At 34.7% G+C, this 23,320-nt stretch carries 15 protein-coding genes; 11 read left to right on the forward strand and 4 right to left on the reverse strand.

Annotated elements, in window-relative coordinates; genetic code table 11:
• Positions 1 to 43 precede the first annotated feature (43 nt).
• Positions 44 to 4,402, forward strand: a complete 4,359-nt coding sequence (locus tag ABXT67_RS13835; protein WP_415374628.1) for a translocation/assembly module TamB domain-containing protein — start codon at positions 44 to 46, stop codon at positions 4,400 to 4,402.
• A 14-nt stretch (positions 4,403 to 4,416) separates the two neighbouring features.
• Here the strand turns inward: ABXT67_RS13835 and ABXT67_RS13840 are convergent, their stop codons facing one another.
• Both ABXT67_RS13840 and ABXT67_RS13845 read right to left on the reverse strand, forming a co-directional pair.
• Positions 4,417 to 4,797 (reverse strand): Rid family detoxifying hydrolase, encoded by a 381-nt coding sequence (locus ABXT67_RS13840; protein ID WP_415374629.1) that lies wholly within the window; start codon positions 4,795 to 4,797, stop codon positions 4,417 to 4,419.
• A gap of 182 nt (positions 4,798 to 4,979) precedes the next feature.
• Positions 4,980 to 7,715, reverse strand: a complete 2,736-nt coding sequence (locus ABXT67_RS13845) for a putative LPS assembly protein LptD (RefSeq protein WP_415374630.1) — start codon at positions 7,713 to 7,715, stop codon at positions 4,980 to 4,982.
• Positions 7,716 to 7,830: 115 nt separating this feature from the next.
• On the opposite strand from ABXT67_RS13845, the gene ABXT67_RS13850 reads away from it, so the two are divergent.
• The 6 genes from ABXT67_RS13850 (at position 7,831) to ABXT67_RS13875 (ending at position 13,360) form a co-directional block, all read left to right on the forward strand.
• On the forward strand, positions 7,831 to 8,952 hold the full coding sequence (locus ABXT67_RS13850) for an N-acetylmuramoyl-L-alanine amidase family protein (protein ID WP_415374631.1): 1,122 nt from the start codon (positions 7,831 to 7,833) through the stop codon (positions 8,950 to 8,952).
• A gap of 40 nt (positions 8,953 to 8,992) precedes the next feature.
• Positions 8,993 to 9,946 carry an MlaD family protein gene (locus ABXT67_RS13855; RefSeq protein WP_415374632.1) on the forward strand — a complete coding sequence of 318 codons (954 nt, stop codon included), beginning with the start codon at positions 8,993 to 8,995 and terminating at the stop codon, positions 9,944 to 9,946.
• 6 nt (positions 9,947 to 9,952) lie between these two features.
• Positions 9,953 to 11,281 (forward strand): 4Fe-4S dicluster domain-containing protein, encoded by a 1,329-nt coding sequence (locus ABXT67_RS13860; RefSeq protein WP_415374633.1) that lies wholly within the window; start codon positions 9,953 to 9,955, stop codon positions 11,279 to 11,281.
• Between the two features lie 327 nt (positions 11,282 to 11,608).
• Positions 11,609 to 12,034, forward strand: a complete 426-nt coding sequence (locus tag ABXT67_RS13865) for a phosphoheptose isomerase (RefSeq protein ID WP_415374634.1) — start codon at positions 11,609 to 11,611, stop codon at positions 12,032 to 12,034.
• A 7-nt stretch (positions 12,035 to 12,041) separates the two neighbouring features.
• Positions 12,042 to 12,833 carry a (Fe-S)-binding protein gene (locus ABXT67_RS13870; protein WP_415374635.1) on the forward strand — a complete coding sequence of 264 codons (792 nt, stop codon included), beginning with the start codon at positions 12,042 to 12,044 and terminating at the stop codon, positions 12,831 to 12,833.
• A gap of 44 nt (positions 12,834 to 12,877) precedes the next feature.
• Entirely contained in the window at positions 12,878 to 13,360 is a 483-nt protein-coding gene (locus ABXT67_RS13875; protein ID WP_415374636.1) for an ABC transporter ATPase, read from the forward strand.
• 13 nt (positions 13,361 to 13,373) lie between these two features.
• Here ABXT67_RS13875 and ABXT67_RS13880 read toward each other — a convergent pair whose 3' ends face one another.
• Both ABXT67_RS13880 and ABXT67_RS13885 read right to left on the reverse strand, forming a co-directional pair.
• Positions 13,374 to 14,069 carry a hypothetical protein gene (locus tag ABXT67_RS13880; protein WP_415374637.1) on the reverse strand — a complete coding sequence of 232 codons (696 nt, stop codon included), beginning with the start codon at positions 14,067 to 14,069 and terminating at the stop codon, positions 13,374 to 13,376.
• 28 nt (positions 14,070 to 14,097) lie between these two features.
• Positions 14,098 to 14,817, reverse strand: a complete 720-nt coding sequence (locus ABXT67_RS13885) for a hypothetical protein (protein WP_415374638.1) — start codon at positions 14,815 to 14,817, stop codon at positions 14,098 to 14,100.
• A gap of 117 nt (positions 14,818 to 14,934) precedes the next feature.
• Between ABXT67_RS13885 and ABXT67_RS13890 the strand changes: the two genes are divergently transcribed.
• The 4 genes from ABXT67_RS13890 to aroC all read left to right on the forward strand — a co-directional run bounded on the left by ABXT67_RS13890 (position 14,935) and on the right by aroC (position 23,224).
• Positions 14,935 to 17,853: a glycoside hydrolase family 3 N-terminal domain-containing protein gene (locus ABXT67_RS13890; RefSeq protein ID WP_415374639.1), complete on the forward strand. Its 2,919-nt coding sequence runs from the start codon at positions 14,935 to 14,937 to the stop codon at positions 17,851 to 17,853.
• A gap of 87 nt (positions 17,854 to 17,940) precedes the next feature.
• Positions 17,941 to 19,071: an N-acetyl-alpha-D-glucosaminyl L-malate synthase BshA gene (bshA, locus tag ABXT67_RS13895; protein ID WP_415374640.1), complete on the forward strand. Its 1,131-nt coding sequence runs from the start codon at positions 17,941 to 17,943 to the stop codon at positions 19,069 to 19,071.
• Between the two features lie 109 nt (positions 19,072 to 19,180).
• Positions 19,181 to 22,072, forward strand: coding sequence for an FAD-binding and (Fe-S)-binding domain-containing protein (locus ABXT67_RS13900; protein WP_415374641.1), 2,892 nt, complete (start codon positions 19,181 to 19,183; stop codon positions 22,070 to 22,072).
• Between the two features lie 87 nt (positions 22,073 to 22,159).
• Positions 22,160 to 23,224, forward strand: coding sequence for a chorismate synthase (gene aroC / locus ABXT67_RS13905; RefSeq protein ID WP_415374642.1), 1,065 nt, complete (start codon positions 22,160 to 22,162; stop codon positions 23,222 to 23,224).
• The last annotated feature ends 96 nt before the right edge of the window (positions 23,225 to 23,320 follow it).

Here is a 23,320-nt window from a genome sequence, read left to right on the forward strand (position 1 = left end):
AATCATTGTATTACTGTTGCTTCTATTTGTAATAATTTTATCCATGCCATCTGTACAAGCCATTGTTGCTAAACATGTTACGGACTCTCTTAATGAAACATACGGAGTGGATATTAGTATTGATAGACTAGGGTTAAACTGGCGTGGGGATTTAGATGTTCGTGGTGTTTATATTGCAGATCATCATCGAGATACGCTTATTTATGCTGAAGAAGTTCAAACTAATATCACTAGCATTGGTAAACTTATCAAAGGTGATCTTGGTTTTGGTTACATCGACCTTACTAAAGCAAAGTTTTATGTAAAAAATTATAAAAATGAAGAATCTGACAATCTTACCATTTTCGCAGATAAATTTAATACAGGTATTGAGGGTGCGGAACTTTTTTCAATGTTTAGTAATGAGGTGACTATTAGAAATAGTCATATTATGATTATTAATGAAAACAACAAGAACCCAATAATTTTTGATTTAACAAATGTAAATACTGAAGCCCAAGACTTAAAAATTATAGGTGTCGAAGTTTTCACAAACATTCAATCACTATCATTAGATGCTGCTCGAGGCTTTTCTATAAAAAATATTACAACACATTTTTCTTACACCAGAACTGAAATGATCCTTAAAGATTTAATTTTGGAAACTCCACAATCACATCTAAAAGGAGATGTTAAAATGATTTATGGAGAAGATGGGTATTCAGATTTTGTAAATAAAATAATTTTTCAAGGAGATTTTGTTGACTCAAAAATTTCTACAAACGATCTCAATGGATTTTATAATGAATTTGGGCGCAATCAATTGCTAGATTTTAAAGGGAAAATGGAAGGTACATTAAATAACTTTTCATTTACAAATGCCAATGTAAGAACAAGTAATACTCGGGTTTCTGGTAATTTCTACTTTAAAGATTTATTAGAAGGAAGTGATGCATACGTAATTAATTTACGACGGCATCAATTGCGCACAAGTTACTATGATTTGAGAAGGTTTTTACCTAATATATTAGGAGAAGTACTTCCCAAACAATTAAAGTCTTTGGGTATTTTTAATTACAACGGAAGCACACAAATTACGGGAGAAAAGTTAATAACCGATGCTAAATTCTCCAGTGATGTTGGTACTTTAGAAGCAAAGCTTGCATTAGATAATTATACCGTAGTTGAAAGAGCTAAATACAAGGGGAGTTTAATTTTAGACAAATTCAATCTAGGGAAGCTTACCGAAGCAGCATCCCTAGGATTAATTACCGCGAACATTGATATTGATGGAAAAGGTTTTACTCAAAAAACGGTAGATGCTAAAATCGAAGGGCTTATAAGTTCTTTTTCTTTTCAAGACTATTCTTATAAAAACATGGTTGTTTCTGGGAAGCTCAAGGATCCTGTTTTTAATGGTAACCTCGTTATAAATGATCCTAATTTAGAAATGGATTTTGAAGGGCTTATTGATGTGTCAGAAGAGTTTAATCAATACGATTTTAAAGCGAATGTTACATTTGCTGAACTTAATAAATTAAATCTTGTTAAGCGTGACAGCGTATCGGTATTCGCTGGTAAGATCGAAATGGACATGGACGGCACAACGATAGATAATGTGGTAGGCACTATTTCGTTTCAAGAAACTTTTTATCAAAGTGAAGTAGACGATTTTTATTTTAATGACTTTAAGATTAAATCCTCATTTAATAAAGAAGAGCGCATTATAGAAATAAAATCTCCAGATATTGTCGATGGTAAAATTTCAGGGAAGTTCTTAATCCAAGACATTCCTAATCTTTTCGTAAATGGAATAGGAAGTATTTATGCAAATTATATTCCTAAAGAAGTAACAACAAACCAATACATAGATTATGAATTCACCATCTATAATAAAATTGTAGAAGTGTTTGTTCCACAGATAGAATTGGGAGAGAATACCCGTGTTCGGGGTTCGGTTTCTTCAGATAAAAGTAAGTTTAAACTTGCCTTTAAATCTCCCGAAATTTTAGTCCTTGATAATTATTTAGGTAAAGTTAATATCCAAGTAGATAATGATAATCCACTATTTAATACATATGTACAAATAGACTCTGTGTATACTGGAGCGTATGATGTTATAGATTTTAGCCTTATTAACAAAACCTATAATGACACGTTGTTTATACAAAGTGAGTTTAAAGGAGGTAAAAGAAAAGAGGATATTTTTGATTTAGCATTGTACCACACAATTAATCCATTGGGTAAATCTGTAATCGGAATTAAAAAGTCTAAAATAATGTATAAAGACAATCCTTGGTATATTAATGAGAATAACAATGACCTTAACAAGGTAACCTTTGATGATAATTTTAAAACCGTAACATTTGATTCGCTAATGCTTAATTTTAATGATGAACGCATCGCTATGGCAGGAGTTTTAAGAGATTCGACCTATAAGGCCATCAGGGTTAAGTTCACCAATGTCGATATTGGCAATATTATCCCCCCAGTGGACAGTTTAAGACTTTCTGGTAGTACGAATGGTAGTCTTGCATTTTTACAAGAAAATGGTGCCTACTACCCAAATAGTTCAATTACAATAGATGATGTAACTATTAATGAAGTTGGATATGGTGATCTTAGTTTAGAAGTGGAAGGCAACGAAAACCTAACAAAATATCGAATTAACACTACCCTAATTAATGAAAATGTAAAATCAATTAGCGCCATTGGTGATATTGATGTTACTCAGGATAATCCACAAATAGATTTGGATATAATTCTTAATGACATAGACTTACAGGGGTTTACTTCGTTTGGAGGAGATGTGATTACTAACATAAGAGGATTAACATCAGGTACAGCAAAAGTAATTGGAAACTACAAAGAGCCAGATATTAGCGGGCGACTCAACCTTAGGGACAGCGGCTTAAAAATACCCTATCTAAATACAGATTTTAATCTAGATAATAGCACGCAGGTAATTCTTAAAAAGGACAGTATTAAAGTGGTAACCACAGAAATTATAGATGTAAAATACGGTACTAAAGGAACATTTACTGGAGGAGCAACTCATACAAATTTTGGAGATTGGAAACTTAATATGAATATTGAAGCTCCAGAAAGGTTACTGGTGTTAGACACACCGCCAGACGAAGACGAATTATATTACGGTACTGCTTTTATTAGTGGTAATGCAACAATTGAAGGTCCTGTGGACGAATTAGAGATTAAAGTATTTGCTACAACAGAAGAAAACACAAGTTTTAAAATACCTTTAAGTGATACAGAATCTATTGGGGATGATAGTTTTATTAATTTTCTTTCTCCAGAAGAAAAAAGAGCAAGTGTCATTGGAGAAAAAATTATAAATAAAGAAATTAAAGGATTATCAATAGACTTTGATTTAGATATAAATAACAAGGCAGAGGTTGAAGTAGTAGTGGATAAAGTGAATAACTCCACATTAAAAGGTAGAGGAGCAGGTACTTTATTAATTAGGCTAGATACGAAAGGTAAATTCAATATGTGGGGGGATTTTTTAATAAGTGAAGGCGTCTTTGACTTTAGATATAGCGGCTTAATTCAGAAAAAAATTGATGTTGTTTCCGGAGGTTATATCAGCTGGGATGGACAGCCCGAGCGAGCTCTTTTGAATTTGAGTGCGAAATACACAGATGAGGCAAATCCTTCCGTTTTACTTGATAATCCAAACTTTAATCGAAAGATTCCTGTTGAAGTGATTATTGATCTCACAGGAGAAATTATAAAACCCGATTTAAATTTTAGAATAGATTTTCCAAGAACTGGCGCTACTGTATTAAGCGAATTAGAATTTAAATTACAAAATGAGGAAGAGCGAGAAAAACAAGCCATCTTCTTGCTTGCAACTGGAAACTTTGTAAATGATGGCTTTCAAGGAACCAATGCTTTTGCGGGAACACTTGCAGACCGTGTTAGTGGACTTGTAAACGAACTTTTCCAAGATGAAGACAATAAATTTAATGTTGGATTAGATTATTCTCAAGGCAGTACATTGCCTAATGCCGAAACCGCAGATAGGCTTGGAATAACCTTACAAACACAAATAAATGAACGTATTTTAATCAATGGACAAGTTGGGGTGCCAGTAGGCGGTGTTACCGAAACTGCAATTGCGGGTGATATTGAGGTGCAATGGCTTATAAATGAAGATGGAACACTTCGTATGAACTTTTTTAACCGTCAGGCAGATATTCAATTTATTGGCGAAGACCAAATATTTGAACAAGGACTTGGTGTGTCATATTCAGTAGATTTTGATACGCTTAGCGAACTCATATATAAACTATTTAACAGAAAAATTACACGGGAATCCAATTACAAAGAAACGCCTGTAATACCAGATGATAATGATGCCCCTGTAGATTTTAGCAATAATGGAATTAAGCAAGAAGATTAATATAAGCTTATGTTTCATTTTGCGGCAATCATACTTATTTCTACATTCACAAATTTTGGTAAATTAGCGACTTCAACAGTTTCTCTTGCAGGTGCATTTTCTTCATTAAAATAGGATCCGTACACTTCATTAATAGCGGCAAAATTGTGCATATCACTCACAAAAATTGACGATTTAATAACGTGTTCAAAAGACATATCGGCCGCAGATAATACCGCTTTCATATTTTCCATTACAAGTCTTGTTTCAGATTTGATATCATCAATTTCAAGATTTCCAGTCTTAGGGTCTATGGCAATTTGTCCAGAGGTGTATAACATATTTCCGTAAAGAACCGCCTGATTATAAGGACCAATAGGAGCAGGGGCATTAGGAGTGTGTATTATTTTTTTCATAGTGAAATTTATATTAAAAATTAAAGTTAACGTATTCAGTTTAATAAAAAAGACAGAGACCGCTTCTTAAGAGGAAATACTAAAAACACCAATAACAAAAGGATATATGCTAACAAAAAACAGCTGACTGCGACTTAATATTATTGCTTTTTTAACTACCACACAGCTCCTGATTGATTTTTCTAAAGTCCTTGATCAGGAAGTCTTCGCTTGTCATATTTAATATCGCTAAGTACGCTAGATTTGATGCCAATATAAAAATACCAAGCTGTATTTACGGCACCTATTGGAGTCCAGTTAAAACTCATTTTCCAACTTTCTAAATCTCTTTGAAATCTAAGTTGTGTTAAAGTTACACCTCTATTTTTAAAATCATAACCACTAGATAACCCTACCTGCCATCGTGGACTTAGTTCTACATTACTACTAAACATTAATGACTGCGATGAAACCTCATTCTCCCTTCGCTGGTTCGAATAGGTCATGGTATAAGCCAATCGAAAATCCCATGGCAGAGAATAATTATACCAATCTGCATTCGTAACAGTGTCTACCTCATCATCGTCACTATAAATATCCCCTTGAAAATTACCCGAATCTCCAAAAAGGTCATCCTGTCTACCACCATTTCTAAAAGTCTGACTGTCTGAGTTTTCATCTCCGCTGTTATTATTTGCTGCAAAATCTATACTGCTAAAGGAGTAATTTAGACTTATATTTCCTTGTGTTAATCTAAATAAGCTTCCTCCATTATCAATATTAAAAACATCTATTCTTTGGTTATTATTATCAAGCGCATAAGGGTCTAAAGTCCCATTAAAGTTAAATTCAAGTCTTTCGACTATTGGAATAGCTCCACGAACACTAACAGGGCTCCAATTTAAGGAATCACCCGCTAGGTTATAACTAGTTCCAAAATTTAAGTTGTTTAATAAAATAACTTTTTTAGGCTCCGTTGCAGTGGTATCACGATCTCTCACTTTTGCTTCAAAGTTATTACTCAAACCAATACCTATGCTGCTACTATATGTTCTATTTGGTGCTCCATTAAGAGTATTTGTAAATCTAGAATATTCAACAATTTCAGCATTTATTTCTGGATCAGCTGTTTCTGCAGGAGGGATAGTATATTCGTCCCAGTATTGATCAAATCCAGGATTAATATTATAGGATAACGAGGGTCGTATAACATGTCTGATTTTTTGAATTTTCTTATCATCTCCTAAATTAAAGGTACCATAAATAGTGGTTCCTAAACTTGTGCTAAAATTATAAGTTCGGAAACTGTCAAAGCCACTTATAGTATCTATAACTGCACCGCCAGCACCCTCATTCAATTCCGTATCAAATCTTTGGTCAAAAGTGGTTAAGGTCCAGGTTTCAGTAAAAGTAGTATTAGCACTAGCACTCAAATATTCAAATACTTTAAAGTTTGTTGAAATAGGGATTCTATGTTGCATTCCTATAAGGGCATCATCAAACATTTCAGATTTAAAGAACAGCGAATCTGTTGTGTTAATTCTATTTTGTGCTGTTACATCATACTGGAAGTTAATATTATCTATAATGCCTTTTTTAGTTCCAGTTTTTGGCGCAAAGGGGAATACCCGTCCAACATTTGCATTGATATTGGGTAAATTTAAATTTATAGATTGTGTCTGTGTGTTTTGATTTAAGTTTAAAGCAACAGATACATTGGTTTGTGGTTCGCCCTCAAATGTTTTATTATAACTAATAGAAGAACTCAGATTATTTACTAATTGACTCGCATTGTTAACCTGGTTGATAGACTGTTGAAAGAATTGACTACTTCCAAAATTGACCGAAGCATTAAAACGAGAGGTTGGACTAGATTTCTGATCTTGGCTATGATTCCACTGTATATTGTATTGTGTTGACTGGCTAAAGTTTGGAAAACCACGCTCTTCATTAAGAAGGTTTTCATATCTTATATTTAAATTCCCTCTAAATTTATAGCGCACTGTATATGCAGATTCAGCCCTTAAACCATAGCTCCCATTCGTATAATAATCACCCAATAAAGTAAGATCAAAATAATCTGAAAGGGCTAAATAATAGCCAGTATTTTGAAAAAAGAATCCGCGGTCATTATCGTCTCCAATAGTAGGCAATATAAATCCCGAAGTTCTGTCATTTGTCATTGGAAAATAAGCAAATGGCAAGCCTATTGGAGTTGGTACATCTGCAATATACATATTGGTAAGCCCGGTGACGATCTTTTTTTTCGGGACAAATTTTGCCCGCCTTGTATAAAAATAATATTCTGGATTATCGATATTTTGTGAGGTAGTAAATTTTACACGGCTTAAGAAAACTACAGAGTCATTTTCCTTCTTAGTGGTTTCAGCAATATATCTAAATCCAGTTTCTTCTCCACGTGAATTGTACACCAGCGCTTTTTTGCTATCCGTGTTATAGCGTATGCTATCTGGTTCAACTGTATTAGTGCCTTGCTTAAAAATGGGTCTTTGCGCATAAGTACCAGCGCTATCAATACCTTTAGCATACACTTCGTTTTTATTATAATCTAATATTATTTCACCCGCGTCTATTCTTACATCCCCATATACAACATATGCTTTATTATACATATAGACACGATTTGTCTTTCGGTCTATAAAAACATAGTCTTCTCCATAGTACTCCACAATATCTGTAAGCAATTCGTTGTTTATCTTAATAGTATCTGTATCTGTCGTGTCCTGTGCCCGTTCATTAATTTCATCAAGTGCAGGCTTTACCGGAATAATAATAGAGTCTTGTACTACTGGCACTTCTTCTTCCTCGGCAGAAATAGTAGGGGTTTCTTGAACAGGAATCTCTTGAGCAGATAGGAGGGTACACCCACAGAGCCAGACTGTGAATAAAAGTGTTAAATAATACGGTTTGTTCGCCACGCTATGCTGCTATTATTTCGTATTTTGGCCTTGTTTTTGGAACGCTAAAATTAAGCATATTTTTTTGGCTGTCTTTTATAAAAAACGAATTTTAAAACTCAATGTTACTAGTTGTATGAAAACGAATACAATATATCTTTTAGTGCTACTTTTTATGAGTTACTTTTCTTCTATGGAAATTTTAGCTCAAAAAAATAAATCCAACCAATTTATAGTGGTTTTAGACGCGGGGCACGGCGGCCACGATTCTGGAAATAGGGGGAGTGGTTATTTTGAAAAAAACATAGCATTAAACATTGTATTAAAAGTAGGCAAGGAACTTGAAAAAAATAAGAATATAAAAATTTTATACACACGAACAGATGATACTTTCGTTACTCTAAAGGGGAGAGCAGATATTGCGAATAAAGCCGATGCAGATCTTTTTGTATCTATTCATTGCGATGCGTTTCATAACAATGCAAATGGTGCGGGAACTTTTGTTTTGGGGCTTCATCGTTCTAAAGATAATTTTGAAATTGCAAAAAAAGAGAACGAAGTTATTTTTTTAGAAGAAAACTATGAAGAAACTTATGCTGGTTTTGATCCCAACTCACCGGAATCATTTATAGGGCTTACAATACTGCAAGAGGAATATTTAGATCAAAGTATATTACTTGCAGGATTGATACAAACCAACTTTGTTAATAGTTTAAAAAGAAACGACAGAAGTGTGCGACAGGCTGGTTTCTTAGTTTTGAGAGAAACCTATATGCCCAGTGTATTAATCGAAACAGGCTTTTTAACATACAAACCAGAAGGTGAATATTTAAATTCTAAAAAAGGTCAAAATGAAATGGCCGCTGAAATATCAAAAGGAATAATTTCCTATAAAAAAAATCTAGCACTAGCAACTAGCAATGCACAAAGCCCTGTAATTACAGAAAAAGAAATTGACGAAGCTATAAAATCTACCGAGAAAAAAATCTATGAAGGCATCGATTTTAAAGTACAACTCGCAGCCAGCAGTAAAAAGCTAGCAACTAAACCTTATAATTTTAAAGGGTTAAAAAATGTAGACCGTGAAAAAGAAGGAAACTTGTACAAGTATTTTTATGGAAAAACTAGCAACTACAACGAAATTCAATTAATGAAAGCGTATGTCCAAGATAAAGGCTACAAATCGGCGTTTGTAGTGGCTTTTAAGGGTTCTGAAAAAGTTAAACTTTCAGAAGTGCTAATACAACAAGCTAAATAACGAGAATTATCATTAAATTTGAATAATAAATACAATCTATTTGAAACTCTCAAGAGAAGTTAAAACCGGCATACTTGCGATAGGAGCAATTTTACTATTCATTTTTGGATATAGTTTTCTAAAGGGAACAAATTTGCTAGAAAAGAAAAGGACGTTTTTTGTAGAATATGAAAACGTTGAAGGGTTAGCAAAATCAGCCCCTGTCACTATAAATGGATTGGTTGTTGGTAAATTAACAGACATACACTTTGTTAGTAAAACGGGTAAATTAATTGTAGAATTTTCAGTAGAAGAATCAGACTTCGAATTTTCTAGAAAAAGTATGACTCGTATTTATAGCAGTGGTTTGATTGGCGGGAAATCTTTAGGGATATTTCCAGAATACGATAATAATAACATTGCCATATCTGGAGACACATTACAGGGTAGTGTTGAAGACGGTATGCTCGATGCTGTTAAAAAAGCTTTAGGACCTTTAGAGGATAAAGTTACTTTTACACTCGCTACATTAGATTCTTTGCTTATAAGTTTTACATTGTTATTAGATGTTGAAACACGAGAAAATCTACAAGGAGCAATCGCTAATCTAAATACAACCATGAAATCTTTAAACGGTGCTTCTGGAAGTCTGGATGTGATTTTAAATAATAATATTGATAAATTAGATCGCACATTCACTAATTTAGATGAAATGGCTGTTAATTTTAATCAGTTTTCAGATTCATTGGCGCAGCTTGAAACAGGACGTTTAGTGTCTGAATTTCAAAGTGTTATTTCAAGATTTGACACCATAGCAACTGGCATGGAAAACGGTGAGGGTACCGTTGGTAAATTACTTAAAGATGACCAATTGTATGAAAATTTAGAAGGGGCGTCACGCCAACTAGAAGAACTATTACAAGATGTAAAATTGAACCCAAAACGATATATACATATTTCAGTCTTCGGTAAAAAGAATGCTGAGTATACAATACCTGAAAACCCCGACCAATAAAAACGTATGCAGTACATTCCTAATATTTTATTTTTACTCCTTCTTGTTGCGGGAGTCGGTTATTTTACTTTAAACATTCGTAAAGTTATCCGAAACATTAAGCTGGGCCTCGCTGTAGATGCTTCAGATAATAAAGCAGAACGTTATGGCAATGTTGCTCGTATAGCACTAGGTCAATCAAAAATGGTAACAAGACCTTTGTCTGGTTCTTTACACGTTATAGTGTATGTAGGTTTTGTTGTTATTAATATAGAGGTACTGGAAATAATTATTGATGGACTCTTTGGCACACACCGAATCTTCGCGTTTTTAGGTCCAGTTTATGATGTTTTAATTTTCACTTTTGAAATTTTAGCGGCATTAGTATTTATTGGAGTTATTATATTTTGGACGCGACGTAATGTTTCAAAAATCAAACGCTTCTTAAAACCAGAAATGAAAGGCTGGCCTAAGCAGGATGCAAACCTCATTCTTTACTTTGAGATGGTTTTAATGACCTTATTTTTAGTGATGAATGCTGCAGATTATCAATTACAGCAATTAGGCGCAGAGCATTATACACAGGCTGGTTCATATCCTATTAGCAGTTTGATAGCGCCACTTTTTGAAGGGCTTTCAGAAAGCACAATTATTTTAGTTGAACGTGGTGCTTGGTGGATTCATATTACAGGAATTTTAGTATTTCTTAATTATCTATACTTTTCAAAACACCTACACATTTTATTAGCATTCCCAAATGTATATTTTGGAAGAATAACTCCAAAAGGGCAATTTAAAAATAACGAAGCAGTTACTGCTGAAGTTAAAATGATGATGGATCCAACTATAGATCCTTTTGCTGCACCACCCGAAGGTACAGAAGCTGCGATACCAGCAAAGTTTGGTGCTAGTGACGTTATGGATCTAACGCAAGTCCAACTATTAAACGCATACACTTGTACCGAGTGTGGTAGATGTACAGATGAATGTCCAGCAAACCAAACAGGAAAGAAATTATCCCCTCGTAAAATCATGATGGATACGAGAGATCGTTTGCAAGAAGTAGGTAAGAACATAGATAAAAATGGGGAGTTCCAACCAGACGGAAAGCAATTATTAGGCGATTATATTACGCAAGAAGAATTATGGGCCTGCACCACCTGTAATGCCTGTGTAGAAGCTTGTCCAGTGAGTATAGACCCACTTTCAATCATTATGGATATGCGTCAATACTTAGTAATGGAACAGTCTGCTGCGCCCAATGAGTTAAACGTAACAATGAATAATATAGAAAACAACGGCGCACCTTGGCCATTTAATCAAATGGATCGATTGAATTGGAAGGATGAGAATTAAAACTGTTCAATTTATAACCGTGTTGATAGCAATAATTTTGTTTTCGGAGCAGTTGAAAGCTCAAAATCACAGCGGTTTTAAGAAGAACTCATTACAAATTAAAGTGTACGTCCATATAAAATATGAAAAGGCAAAATCCAAAGAGATTAAAGTAAAAAAAATATTTTGTGATTACTGTAATGACAGTCAAAAAGCATATTTATCCAATACGGTTTGATCAAAAGTTTATAAAGTAAGAAATGATGCTGAAAACGTCGTTGAAAATGGACTAACAAAGAAAGCGCTTTTTATTAAAGTTGCTAAAAACGAATTTAGAAAATTATAACATTGAAGGAAGAAATATTAAAAACAGTACAAGACGAAAATGGGGAAACGATAAGCCCTACATTAGCGAAAGGAGTAAAAAACTATTTGATAGATATAGACGGTACTATTACTGAGGACGTGCCAAATGAAGAGCCAGAACGAATGGCGACCTGCGAGCCTTTTCCAGATGCGTTAAAAACACTTAATACCTGGTATGATCAAGGTCACTTAATTTGTTTCTTCACTTCAAGAACAGAAGATCACCGTGAAGTAACTGAAACTTGGCTAAAAAAACACAATTTTAATTACCACTCATTACTAATGGGTAAACCTCGCGGAGGTAATTATCATTGGGTGGATAATCATCTAGTAAAAGCAACTCGATACAAAGGAAAATTTACTGAGTTGGTCGAAAAAGAAGTAACTATTCAAGTTTTTAAGGATTAAAAAATTTATGGAAAACACATTAAAAGTCCCAACAATGGCCGAATTTATGGCACAAGGAAAAAAACCTGAAGTTTTATTTTGGGTAGGTTGTGCTGGTAGTTTTGATGATAGGGCAAAAAAAATCACAAAAGCATTTGTAAAGCTTTTAAATAAAGCAGGAGTAGAGTTTGCTGTATTAGGAACCGAAGAAAGCTGTACAGGCGATCCAGCAAAAAGAGCAGGGAACGAATTTTTATTTCAAATGCAAGCCACTACTAATATAGAAGTAATGAATGCCTATGAAGTAAAAAAAATTGTTACTGCCTGCCCTCATTGCTTTAATACTATTGCAAATGAATACCCTGAATTAGGCGGTAATTATGAAGTAATGCACCATACACAATTCTTAAAGTCTCTTTTAAATGAAGGAAGACTTAAAGTGGAAGGTGGAAAATTCAAAGGAAAGAAAATTACATTTCATGACCCTTGCTATTTAGGACGTGCTAATGGAGAATATGAAGCGCCAAGGGACTTACTCAAAAAATTAGAAGTGGAATTGGTTGAAATGAAACGTTGCAAAACAAAAGGGCTTTGTTGCGGAGCTGGCGGGGCACAAATGTTTAAAGAAGCAGAACCTGGAACTAAAGAAATAAATATTGAACGCACCGAAGAAGCAATTGATACAGGTGCAAAAATTATAGCTGCAGGATGTCCATTCTGCAATACAATGATGACAGATGGTGTCAAAAATGAAGAAAAAGAAGGAGAAGTTATCGTTATGGATGTTGCTGAAATGATTGCAAGCGCACAAGATTTGTAAAGAAATACCAGACTCTATTAATTACCACTTAACTACTTTATAAAATGTTAACTAACTTCCATAATCTCCCAGACGATTCAAGAACTTGGGTGTATCAATCAAACCGTAAATTTTCAGACGAAGAAGTACAATTCATTGAAGACAAAACAAAAGCGTTTCTAACGCAATGGACAGCACATGGTTCAAACCTTGAAGCTGGATTTGAAATTAAGTACGGTCGTTTTATTGTTATTGGTTTAAATCAACAAAATGCTTCCGCATCTGGTTGTAGTATTGATGCTTCCGTTCATTTTATACAATCGCTGCAAGAAAAAATGGATGTTGATTTGTTAGATAAAATGAACGTCACTTTCTACAGTGGAGAATATATAGCACACAAATCTCTCATCGACTTTAGAAAAATGGCCAAAGCCAAATCAGTTTCTCCAAACACAGTGGTATTTAACAATTTAGTAAATACTAAAAAGGAATACGAAGAAAGCTGGGAAGTACCAGCAAAAGACAGCTGGCACAATCGTTTTCTTTAAATTAGGGTTAAAATCAATTTATCATTCCCTGCAAATCCTCAACAACTGTTTTGTAATTTTTGAGTACACGTTCCCATTCCTTGAATTTAATATCAGATTTTACCGGCGTTTGTGCTTGTCCAGAATATTCACTCACTAATTTTATCTTATATGATAATGGTTCTTGAGAATCTTCTTTAACAATTATACGCGTGCGAACGGTATTTTGAGTAAAGGATTTTACACTCCACGCCGTATAAAGATATCCGGTTTCATCATCCATCAATTCAATTACATCAAAATAATTGAGGACTGTTTTATGAATTGCTTTCCATGCATCGTTTCGCTCCAGAGAAGAAGATTCAACCTTTATATACCTATTAATTTCTTGAGATAACTCTGAGGCTAAAAATGAGTCGTCTTCTTTCATTTCTAAGAAATAAGACTTTGGTAAATCTGCCGCATTTTTTTTATTACAGAACTTTATTTTTTCAGAAATAAATCCCGATTTTTTCACTAATACCGTAACACATTCTTCCTTAGCCACTACTATTAAGGTATTTCCTGGCGTCGCTTCTACACCGTTTATCCATATGTTCGCATCGGTTTCAGATGCAGAAAATTTAATTTTTTTCTTTCCAACAATTTCTATGTCTGTAATAGCGAATATTGGATTAATCACTGCTTGCATAGAGAATGTCAAAAGCAGTAAGAATATTTTTTTATTCATGTTATTCATATTTAAAAATTAGTAGGATTTATAATCCATATTGTATACCGAAGGTAAATTTACTATAATTTGTGTATCCGGCAGTTATTCCAATACCTTTTGGACGAAGGTTAAAGCTAAAATCTAAAAACACTCCGTAATTTAAAGCCGTACCTGTAGTGTCTTCAATTACTAGGACACCATCTTGATCAACGATAATATTCCCATTAGCATCAAATTCTGGTTCTATTTCTGGGTTTATGAACTCACTTTCACTTATTCCTAAATAACCGTATCCAATTAAAGGAACCACATACAATCCTTCAATTATTTCAAAGCTATAGTTTAGATTTAGATTCGCCCCATATACAACAGCGGTAGAAACATCAACGGAAGTGTCTTCTTTCCGGTTAACACTACCAAAAAGGCCAATACCAATATATAAATCTTTGTACAAAGTAAATGTTGGAATGTCAATGGCAACCAAGAAACTAGAATTTATAGGTAACTTACTAATATCTAAATCTCCAAATTCCTTATTATTGAAGGAGGTTCGTATTCTCCAAGGTTTATGCCTTGATTTAACTTTTACCACTCTATCAAGCACCTTGTTTCTGTTTAAATCTTCGTCACTTAACGGTGCATCCTCATTAAGTTCTTTTGTTTCAACATCAATTACTTGTCCTGTATCAGGATCAATCTCTTGGGCTTGAAAAATAAAACTACTGATGAGAAAAATTGTTACCAACAAAAATTTTGAGCTTTTCATATAATTAGGATAAGGGTTTGTATTAAGATTTATTTAACAAATATATCTAAATTAATTATAAATTTAAATACCCTATAGTGAGTATTTAATTAGCATAGTTTTTGCTACTTTTAAAGTATGAAGAAAACGCTTGCCCTCGCCTTAACTTTCTTAGCATATTCCGTTGGAATTTCTCAACAAATCAATCCACTTATAGTAAAAGATGACTATCCTGCCCAGCGATCTTGGGTAGACAGTATTTATAACGGTATGTCCTTACAAGAAAAAGTTGGGCAATTGTTTATGGTAGATGTTTTTTCTAGAGACCCAAAAACGAAAACAGATAAAATCAATAAACTCATTAATGAACAGTACATCGGCGGTGTTATATTTTCAAAAGGAGGGCCTAAACGTCAGGCAAAACTTAACAATCAATTTCAATCTGTAAGCAAAGTCCCATTACTTGTAGCCATGGATGCAGAATGGGGATTAGCAATGCGTTTAGATTCCACCTATGCCTTTCCTTGGAACATGACTTTAGGTGCAATTACAGATGACGCTATTGTTGAAAAAGTAGGAAAAAGAATAGGAGCGCATTCTAAAAGAATGGGAGTGCATATAAATTTTGCCCCTGTGGTTGATATTAACACCAATCCAAAAAACCCAATAATTGGAAATCGTTCCTTTGGTGAGGATAGGGACAACGTTACAAGCAAATCATTAGCGTTTATGCGTGGTATGCAACAGGCGGGAGTTCTTGCCAATGCGAAGCACTTTCCGGGACATGGTGACACCTCTGCAGATTCTCATAAAACATTGCCAACAATCGATTTTACTAAAGAGCGTATTGACAGTATTGAACTATACCCATACAAACGCCTAATAAGAGAAGGACTGAGTAGTATAATGGTGGCACATTTAAATGTACCGTCATTAGAGAGTAAAAATGGACTGCCTTCATCACTTTCTAAAGCAATTGTAGAAGGATTACTGAAAGGAAAACTTGGTTTCAACGGTTTGATTTTTACAGATGCACTAAATATGAAAGGTGCTTCAGATTTTAAGAAACCAGGAGAAATTGATCTAGCTGCATTTTTAGCGGGTAATGATGTGTTGTTAATTTCTGAAGATGTTCCAAAGGCGCATCAATTGATAGTGAATGCTTATAGAGAACAGATAATAACTGAAGACAGATTATCACATTCAGTAAAAAAGATTTTATATGCCAAGTATAAAGTAGGTTTACAAAAGTATCAACCTGTAAACGAAAACAATATAGTTGAAGATTTAAACAGTGTACTCGACGATGTGGTATATGAAGAAGCGATGCAAGCAGCACTCACGGTTTTAAAAAACAAAGAGGCAATCTTACCCATTCAAAATATTGAAAAAAAGAAAATAGCGTACATAAATTTTGGAGATGATTCAGGAGAATCATTTTTAAGTTCACTTAGAAAATACGCTAAAGTAGACTATGTAAATGCAGATAATCTAGAGAACTATATTACAAAGTTGTCAAAGTATAACTGCGTTATTATAGGTTTTCATAAATCGAATGATAACCCGTGGAAAGATTATAAAATATCTCAAAAGGAATTAGTCTGGTTATACGAAATCGCTCGAACAAATACAGTCGTTCTTGATATTTTTGCAAGACCTTATGCGTTGTTGGACTTGAAAACTACTGCTAATTTTGAAGGGGTAATAATGTCGTATCAAAACAGTAAGGTGGCTCAGGATCTTTCGGCACAGCTCATTTTTGGTGCAAGAGAAGGACACGGAAAACTTCCTGTTTCCTTGGGAGAAGATTTTCCTTTAAACACACATTTAAAAACAACCTCGCTAAAAAGATTACAATATGGCACCCCAGAAAGTGTAGGTGTAAATAGTGACAAACTTAAGAAGATTGGCACCTTAGCGCGCAAGGGGCTTTTGGGTGGAATGATGCCTGGGGCTCAAGTTTTAGTCGCGAGAAAAGGAAAAGTTATTTATAGTAAAAACTTTGGGTATCATACACAGAGTAAGATAAACAAAGTAAAGGATGATGATATCTATGACGTAGCATCGCTTACAAAAATTCTTTCAACCTTACCTATTATTATGGAAATGGTAGATAGAGGATTACTTTCTTTGGACACAAAGTTAAAGGAGATGTTACCTGAGTATAAAGGAACTGATAAAGAAAATATCACCTTGCGCAGAATGCTAACACATACTGCGCGATTAGAGGCTTGGATTCCATATTATCGCAAGACTTTGGATGAAGATACTAAGCAACCTATGTCAAAATGGTATGCAAAAGACTACAGTTCAGGATTTCCTTATAAAGTAGCGAATGATTTGTATATGAAGGAAGACTATAAGGACAGCATATATCTTCAGATTAAGGAAAGTGACTTGCGTTCTCAAAGTGGATATAAATACAGTGATTTACCTTACTATCTTTTAATGAAATATATCGAAGAGTTCTTTGGAGCCAAACTAGAAGATATTGTACAGCGTGATATTTATGGACCATTAGGAGCTAATTATTCTACCTACAAACCTTTAGAAAAGTTCAGTAAAGTAAAAATTCCTCCTACTGAAGAAGATAATTATTTCCGGATGCAAAAAGTACAAGGCTATGTTCACGATCAAGGTGCTGCTATGATGGGCGGAGTAAGCGGGCACGCAGGTTTATTTAGCAATGCTAATGATGTTGCTAAAATCATGCAAATGTATCTTTGGAAAGGCAATTATGGAGGCAAACAATTTATAAGCGAAGATGTTTTAAACGACTTTAATACCTGTTATTATTGTGATGATAAGGTGAGAAGAGGTGTTGGTTTTGACAAACCACAATTAGAAGATAGCGGCCCAACCTGTGGTTGTGTATCTATGGCGAGTTTTGGACATAGTGGATTTACAGGAACCTTTACTTGGGCAGATCCCGAAAAAGAAATTGTCTATGTATTTCTCTCTAACCGAACCTATCCCGATGCAGAAAACCGCAAAATAATTAGTTCAAACTTAAGAAGTGATATCCAAGAAGCTATCTATGACGCCATAGATTATTAATTTGTCTTTAGAGATGTTAAAGAAGGTATTCCACATAATTTTATTTTAATATTAGGAGTTTAAAATTCACAAAAGAAATCCCAGCACATGAAAATTGCAATTGTTTGTTACCCAACCTTCGGGGGTAGCGGTGTAGTAGCCACAGAATTAGGGGTAGCCCTTGCTGAACGTGGTCACGAAATCCACTTTATAACCTACAAACAGCCCGTGCGGCTGGATTTGTTATCACACAAAATATTCTTCCATGAAGTTTCGGTACCTACCTATCCATTGTTTAAATACCAGCCTTATGAGTTAGCACTTTCAAGTAAATTAGTGGATATGGTAAAACTCTATAAAATAGATGTGATGCACGTTCATTATGCTATTCCCCACGCGTATGCGGGTTATATGGCCAAACAAATGTTAGCAGAAGAAGGAATTACGATTCCAATGGTAACAACATTACACGGTACCGATATTACCTTAGTAGGCAATCATCCATTTTATAAGCCTGCAGTAACCTTTAGTATTAATAACAGTGATTGTGTTACTTCAGTTTCACGAAGTCTAAAAGACGATACATTGCGACTTTTCGATGTAAAGAAGAATATTAATGTAATTCCTAATTTTATTGACACTAAAAGTTTTCAAAACCCATATACAGATTGTCAAAGAGATTTGATGGCCTTGCCCAACGAGCGCATTATTACGCACGTTAGTAATCTAAGACCTGTAAAAAGAATACAGGATGTTATTCAAATATTTTATCAGATTCAAAGAGAAATGCCTGCAAAACTATTAATAGTAGGGCAGGGACCAGAAAAAGAACCAGCAGAACAACTAACTGATCAACTGGGTATTGCAGATAAAGTTATATTCTTTGGAAACAGCAATGAAGTGGATAAGATTTTATGCTTTTCAGATTTATTTTTGTTACCATCAGAGAAAGAAAGTTTTGGGCTTGCAGCATTGGAAGCCATGGCAAGCGGAGTGCCGGTAATTTCAAGTAATACGGGAGGACTTCCCGAAGTAAATATTGATGGCGAGAGCGGTTATTTAAGCAATGTTGGAGCGGTAGATGAAATGGCACAAAACGCATTAAAAATTCTTAGAGACGATACTACATTAGCCCAATTTAAAGCTAAATCCCGAAAGTCTGCAGCAAGGTTTGATACCCATACTGTTGTGCCTATTTATGAAAAGATTTATAGGGATGCCATCGCTGGGGAGTGTTAATACAATTAACCCCCCATACACGAGTATAAGTTAAGCATATTAGAAACTAAATATAATCTTATTAAAACAAAATTGTTCCATCTCTTCATAGCAGCTATATTTACATAGTATGCAAACAGCACTTAAAAACTTAGCTAAAATATTTGAGGGTGAATTAAAGTACGATTCTCTCCATAAGACAATCTATGCGACAGATGCCTCTGTATACAGAAAGCTTCCATTGGCAGTTGCTTTTCCAAAATCTGAAGAAGGTATTATTCAGTTAATACGCTTTGCAACCAAACATGAAATTGGTCTAATTCCAAGAACTGCAGGTACATCGCTTGCTGGACAATGCGTAGGAGAAGGTATTATTGTTGATGTTTCTAAATATTTCACTGAAATAATTTCTTTTGATCCTATAGCAAAAACCGTTACTGTACAACCTGGTGTTGTTCGTGACGAGCTAAACGCCTATTTAAAACCACACGGTTTGTTCTTTGGCCCCAACACTTCTACATCAAATAGATGTATGATAGGAGGTATGGTGGGCAACAATTCTAGCGGAACAACCTCCATCCAATATGGTGTTACACGAGAGAAGGTTTTGCAAATGGAAACAATACTTTCAAACGGAGAAAAAGCCATCTTTACGGAAACTTCAAAAGAAGATTTTTGGTTTAAACTTGAAGAACTTTCACTTGAAGCTTCTATTTATAAAAATATATTTAACCTATTAGAAAAGAAAGAAGTACAAAAAGAAATTATAGATCAATTTCCGAAAAAAGAAATACACCGTCGCAACACAGGATATGCTGTAGATACATTATTGAATGCGACTATTTTTAATGGGGATAAGCCTTTTAATATGTGTACATTATTGTGCGGAAGCGAAGGTACTTTAGCTTTTACGACAGCCATCACATTGCAATTGGATGCATTGCCGCCTTTGCATACGGTAATGCTAGCAACTCATTATGACAACTTACAAAACTGTTTAAAAGATGTAGTAAATGTGATGAAACATAACTTGCATACCTGCGAGTTGATGGATGATGTTATTTTAGAACGAACCAAGAAAAACACCTATTATAATTCGCATCGATTTTTTATAAAAAAAAGCCCTAAAGCCCTCTTATTACTTGAGCTTAAAGGGGATTCTGAAGAAACACTAGCAACCGAAATTGCGGCATTAGAAGATACGGTTAATCAATCGGCATTAAGCTATCACACAGCAATTCTTAAAGGAGATGATGTAGACAAAGCACTGGCGCTTAGGAAAGCTGGTCTAGGACTATTAGGCAATATGGTAGGCGACCATAAGGCCGTGGCGTGTATTGAAGATACCGCAGTAGCACTTGAAGACTTGCCATCCTACATCGAGGAATTCTCTGCAATTATGGATAAGCATAAACAAAAAGCAGTGTATTATGCACATGCGGGAGCAGGGGAGCTTCATTTACGTCCTATTCTAAATTTGAAAACTGATGAAGGAGTGGATTATTTTAGAATCATTACTACAGAAGTAGCTCAGCTAGTAAAAAAGTACAAAGGATCCTTTTCGGGAGAACACGGCGACGGTATTGTTCGCTCAGAATTTATACCTTTTATGGTAGGGGAGAAGAATTACGAACTTTTTAAAAAGATTAAAAAAATATTTGATCCTAACAATATTTTTAACCCAGGAAAGATTGTAGATGCCGAGAAGATGGATGCTGCATTAAGAACAAAAGTAAACAGCATTACTCCAAAAATTGAAACTAAATTTAATTTTAAAGATTCTGAAGGTATTGTCAGGTTGGCTGAAAAATGTAACGGCAGCGGGGACTGTCGCAAGAGTGCTGATGCTTCTGGCACCATGTGCCCGAGTTATCACGCAACTAAAAATGAAAAAGACACAACGAGAGCAAGAGCAAATATGCTACGAGAAGTGCTGTATACCAACAAAGCAGAAAATAAATTTGACTCAGAAGATTTAAAAAAGGTATTCGATCTCTGTATTAGTTGCAAAGCATGCGCAACGGAATGTCCTAGCAATGTGGATATGGCAACCGCAAAAGCTGAATTTTTGTATCAATACCGAAAATCTAATGGTACTTCTTTTTCTGAAAAGCTGTTTGCTAAAAGCACTTTTTACAATAGACTAGCAGCTAAAGTACCTGCCATTACAAATGCTTTATATCGGAATACTGTAATTGAAAAATGGATTAAGAACATTGGAGGAATCGCTTTAGAAAGGTCATTACCAAGTATTAATCTATGGAAAAACAAGTTCTCATCAACTGAAAAATCAAATGGAAAAACGGTAATTCTTTTTGTAGACGAATTTTCAAAATACTTAGATGGAACTATTACTGAAGATGCTGTGGCATTGTTAACTAGATTGGGCTATACTTTGAAAATTGTCGATACGCTTGACAGCGCAAGAGCCTTAATCTCCAAAGGTTTTCTTGATGAAGCAAAAAATGAAATTGACAAAAACATTTCATTTTTAAAAGAATTTGTTGATGAACTTACACCGCTAGTAGGTATTGAACCTTCGGCTATACTAGGATTTAGAGACGAATTTTTAAGGTTGGCAACAGATGAAAATTCAGCAAAGCAGATTTCAAATCACACCTTTTTAATTGAAGAATTCCTTGCTAATGAAATGGAAAATGGAACTATAACTAAGGAGCAATTTAATAAGAACAAACAGTCATTAAAAATTCATGTCCATTGTCACCAAAAGGCATTGAGCAATCAAAAAGTAACTTTTGATATTCTAAATTTCCCTGAAAATTATAGGCCAACACTCATAATTTCTGGTTGTTGTGGCATGGCTGGAAGTTTTGGTTATGAAAAAGACCATTATGAAACAAGTATGCAAATTGGTGAGTTGCGACTGTTTCCTTCGGTTAGAAAAGCAGATATGACCACTATTATTGCAGCAAACGGGACGAGCTGTAGACATCAAATTAAAGATGGAACCTTGCGCGACGCGTTGCATCCGGTTACTATTCTTAGAAATGCATTGTTGTAAAATTTCAAATATAATAAATTAGGAGACTTTGGGATTTCATATTTGCTAATTCCTATGGTTCACTTACATTTGTTACAAAACAATAGTATGGCTGGTAATACCTTTGGAAAATTTTTTAAACTTACCACTTTTGGCGAATCTCACGGTGAAGCTATTGGCGGAATTATTGATGGCTGTCCTTCAGGAATATCCCTAGATTTTGAGGCAATACAAGCGGAAATGTCGAGAAGAAAACCAGGACAATCCGCTATTGTAACCGCTAGAAAAGAACCAGATACGGTAAAATTTTTAAGCGGAATATTTGAAGGGATAACTACTGGAACTCCTATTGGTTTTGTTATTGAAAATACCAATCAAAAGTCGAAAGATTACAGTCATATCAAAGATACTTATCGCCCAAGCCACGCAGATTATACGTACGCCAAGAAATATGGGATTAGAGATTATAGAGGTGGTGGGCGTTCTTCTGCTCGTGAAACGGCAACTAGAGTAGCTGCTGGGGCCATTGCAAAACAATTTATAAAAGAAATTGAAATAACAGCCTATGTATCTTCCGTAGGGACATTATATCTGGATAAACAGTATTCAGAATTGGATTTTTCAGAAATAGAAAAAAACCCTGTACGTACCGCAGATGCCGATATGGCGACAAAAATGGAAGCTTATATTAAAGAAATTAAAAAGCAAGGAGATACTGTTGGAGGCACGATTAGTTGTGTCTTACAAAATGTACCTGTTGGATTGGGCGGACCTGTTTTTGATAAACTACACGCAGATCTGGGAAAAGCAATGCTAAGTATAAATGCCGTGAAGGGATTTGAGTTTGGTAGTGGTTTTAAAGGTGCTACCATGAAAGGAAGTGAACATAATGATTTGTTTAATGAAGATGGAAGCACTAAAACTAACTTTAGCGGAGGTATTCAAGGCGGAATTAGTAATGGTGAAGACATTTACTTTACAGTGGCGTTTAAGCCTGTGGCTACGGTATTACAAAAACAAGACGCTTTAAATGCTAAAGGAGAAATTGTAGAAATGCAAGGAAAAGGCCGTCATGATCCCTGTGTTGTTCCTAGAGCGGTACCAATTGTTGAAGCAATGGCTGCTTTAGTTTTAGCAGATTTTACATTAGCAGATAGGCTCACTAAGGCATAGCTGTTTCTGATAGCTATCAGGATTAAACACCGTATATTATTCAGAAAACTATTACATTGTAAATCGATATTAAATTACAATGTTAACTAGCAAACA

The organism is Patiriisocius sp. Uisw_017, from assembly GCF_047731265.1.
GTDB lineage: Bacteria > Bacteroidota > Bacteroidia > Flavobacteriales > Flavobacteriaceae > Patiriisocius.

Bases quoted from the DNA above. Each gene is read 5' to 3' on its own strand.
- ABXT67_RS13835 (WP_415374628.1), top strand. From the start codon at position 44: ATGCCATCTGTACAAGCCATTGTTGCTAAACATGTTACGGACTCTCTT.
- ABXT67_RS13840 (WP_415374629.1), bottom strand. From the start codon at position 4,797: ATGAAAAAAATAATACACACTCCTAATGCCCCTGCTCCTATTGGTCCT.
- ABXT67_RS13850 (WP_415374631.1), top strand. From the start codon at position 7,831: ATGAAAACGAATACAATATATCTTTTAGTGCTACTTTTTATGAGTTAC.
- ABXT67_RS13860 (WP_415374633.1), top strand. From the start codon at position 9,953: ATGCAGTACATTCCTAATATTTTATTTTTACTCCTTCTTGTTGCGGGA.
- ABXT67_RS13870 (WP_415374635.1), top strand. From the start codon at position 12,042: ATGGAAAACACATTAAAAGTCCCAACAATGGCCGAATTTATGGCACAA.
- ABXT67_RS13875 (WP_415374636.1), top strand. From the start codon at position 12,878: ATGTTAACTAACTTCCATAATCTCCCAGACGATTCAAGAACTTGGGTG.
- ABXT67_RS13880 (WP_415374637.1), bottom strand. From the start codon at position 14,069: ATGAATAAAAAAATATTCTTACTGCTTTTGACATTCTCTATGCAAGCA.
- ABXT67_RS13885 (WP_415374638.1), bottom strand. From the start codon at position 14,817: ATGAAAAGCTCAAAATTTTTGTTGGTAACAATTTTTCTCATCAGTAGT.
- ABXT67_RS13890 (WP_415374639.1), top strand. From the start codon at position 14,935: ATGAAGAAAACGCTTGCCCTCGCCTTAACTTTCTTAGCATATTCCGTT.
- bshA (WP_415374640.1), top strand. From the start codon at position 17,941: ATGAAAATTGCAATTGTTTGTTACCCAACCTTCGGGGGTAGCGGTGTA.
- ABXT67_RS13900 (WP_415374641.1), top strand. From the start codon at position 19,181: ATGCAAACAGCACTTAAAAACTTAGCTAAAATATTTGAGGGTGAATTA.
- aroC (WP_415374642.1), top strand. From the start codon at position 22,160: ATGGCTGGTAATACCTTTGGAAAATTTTTTAAACTTACCACTTTTGGC.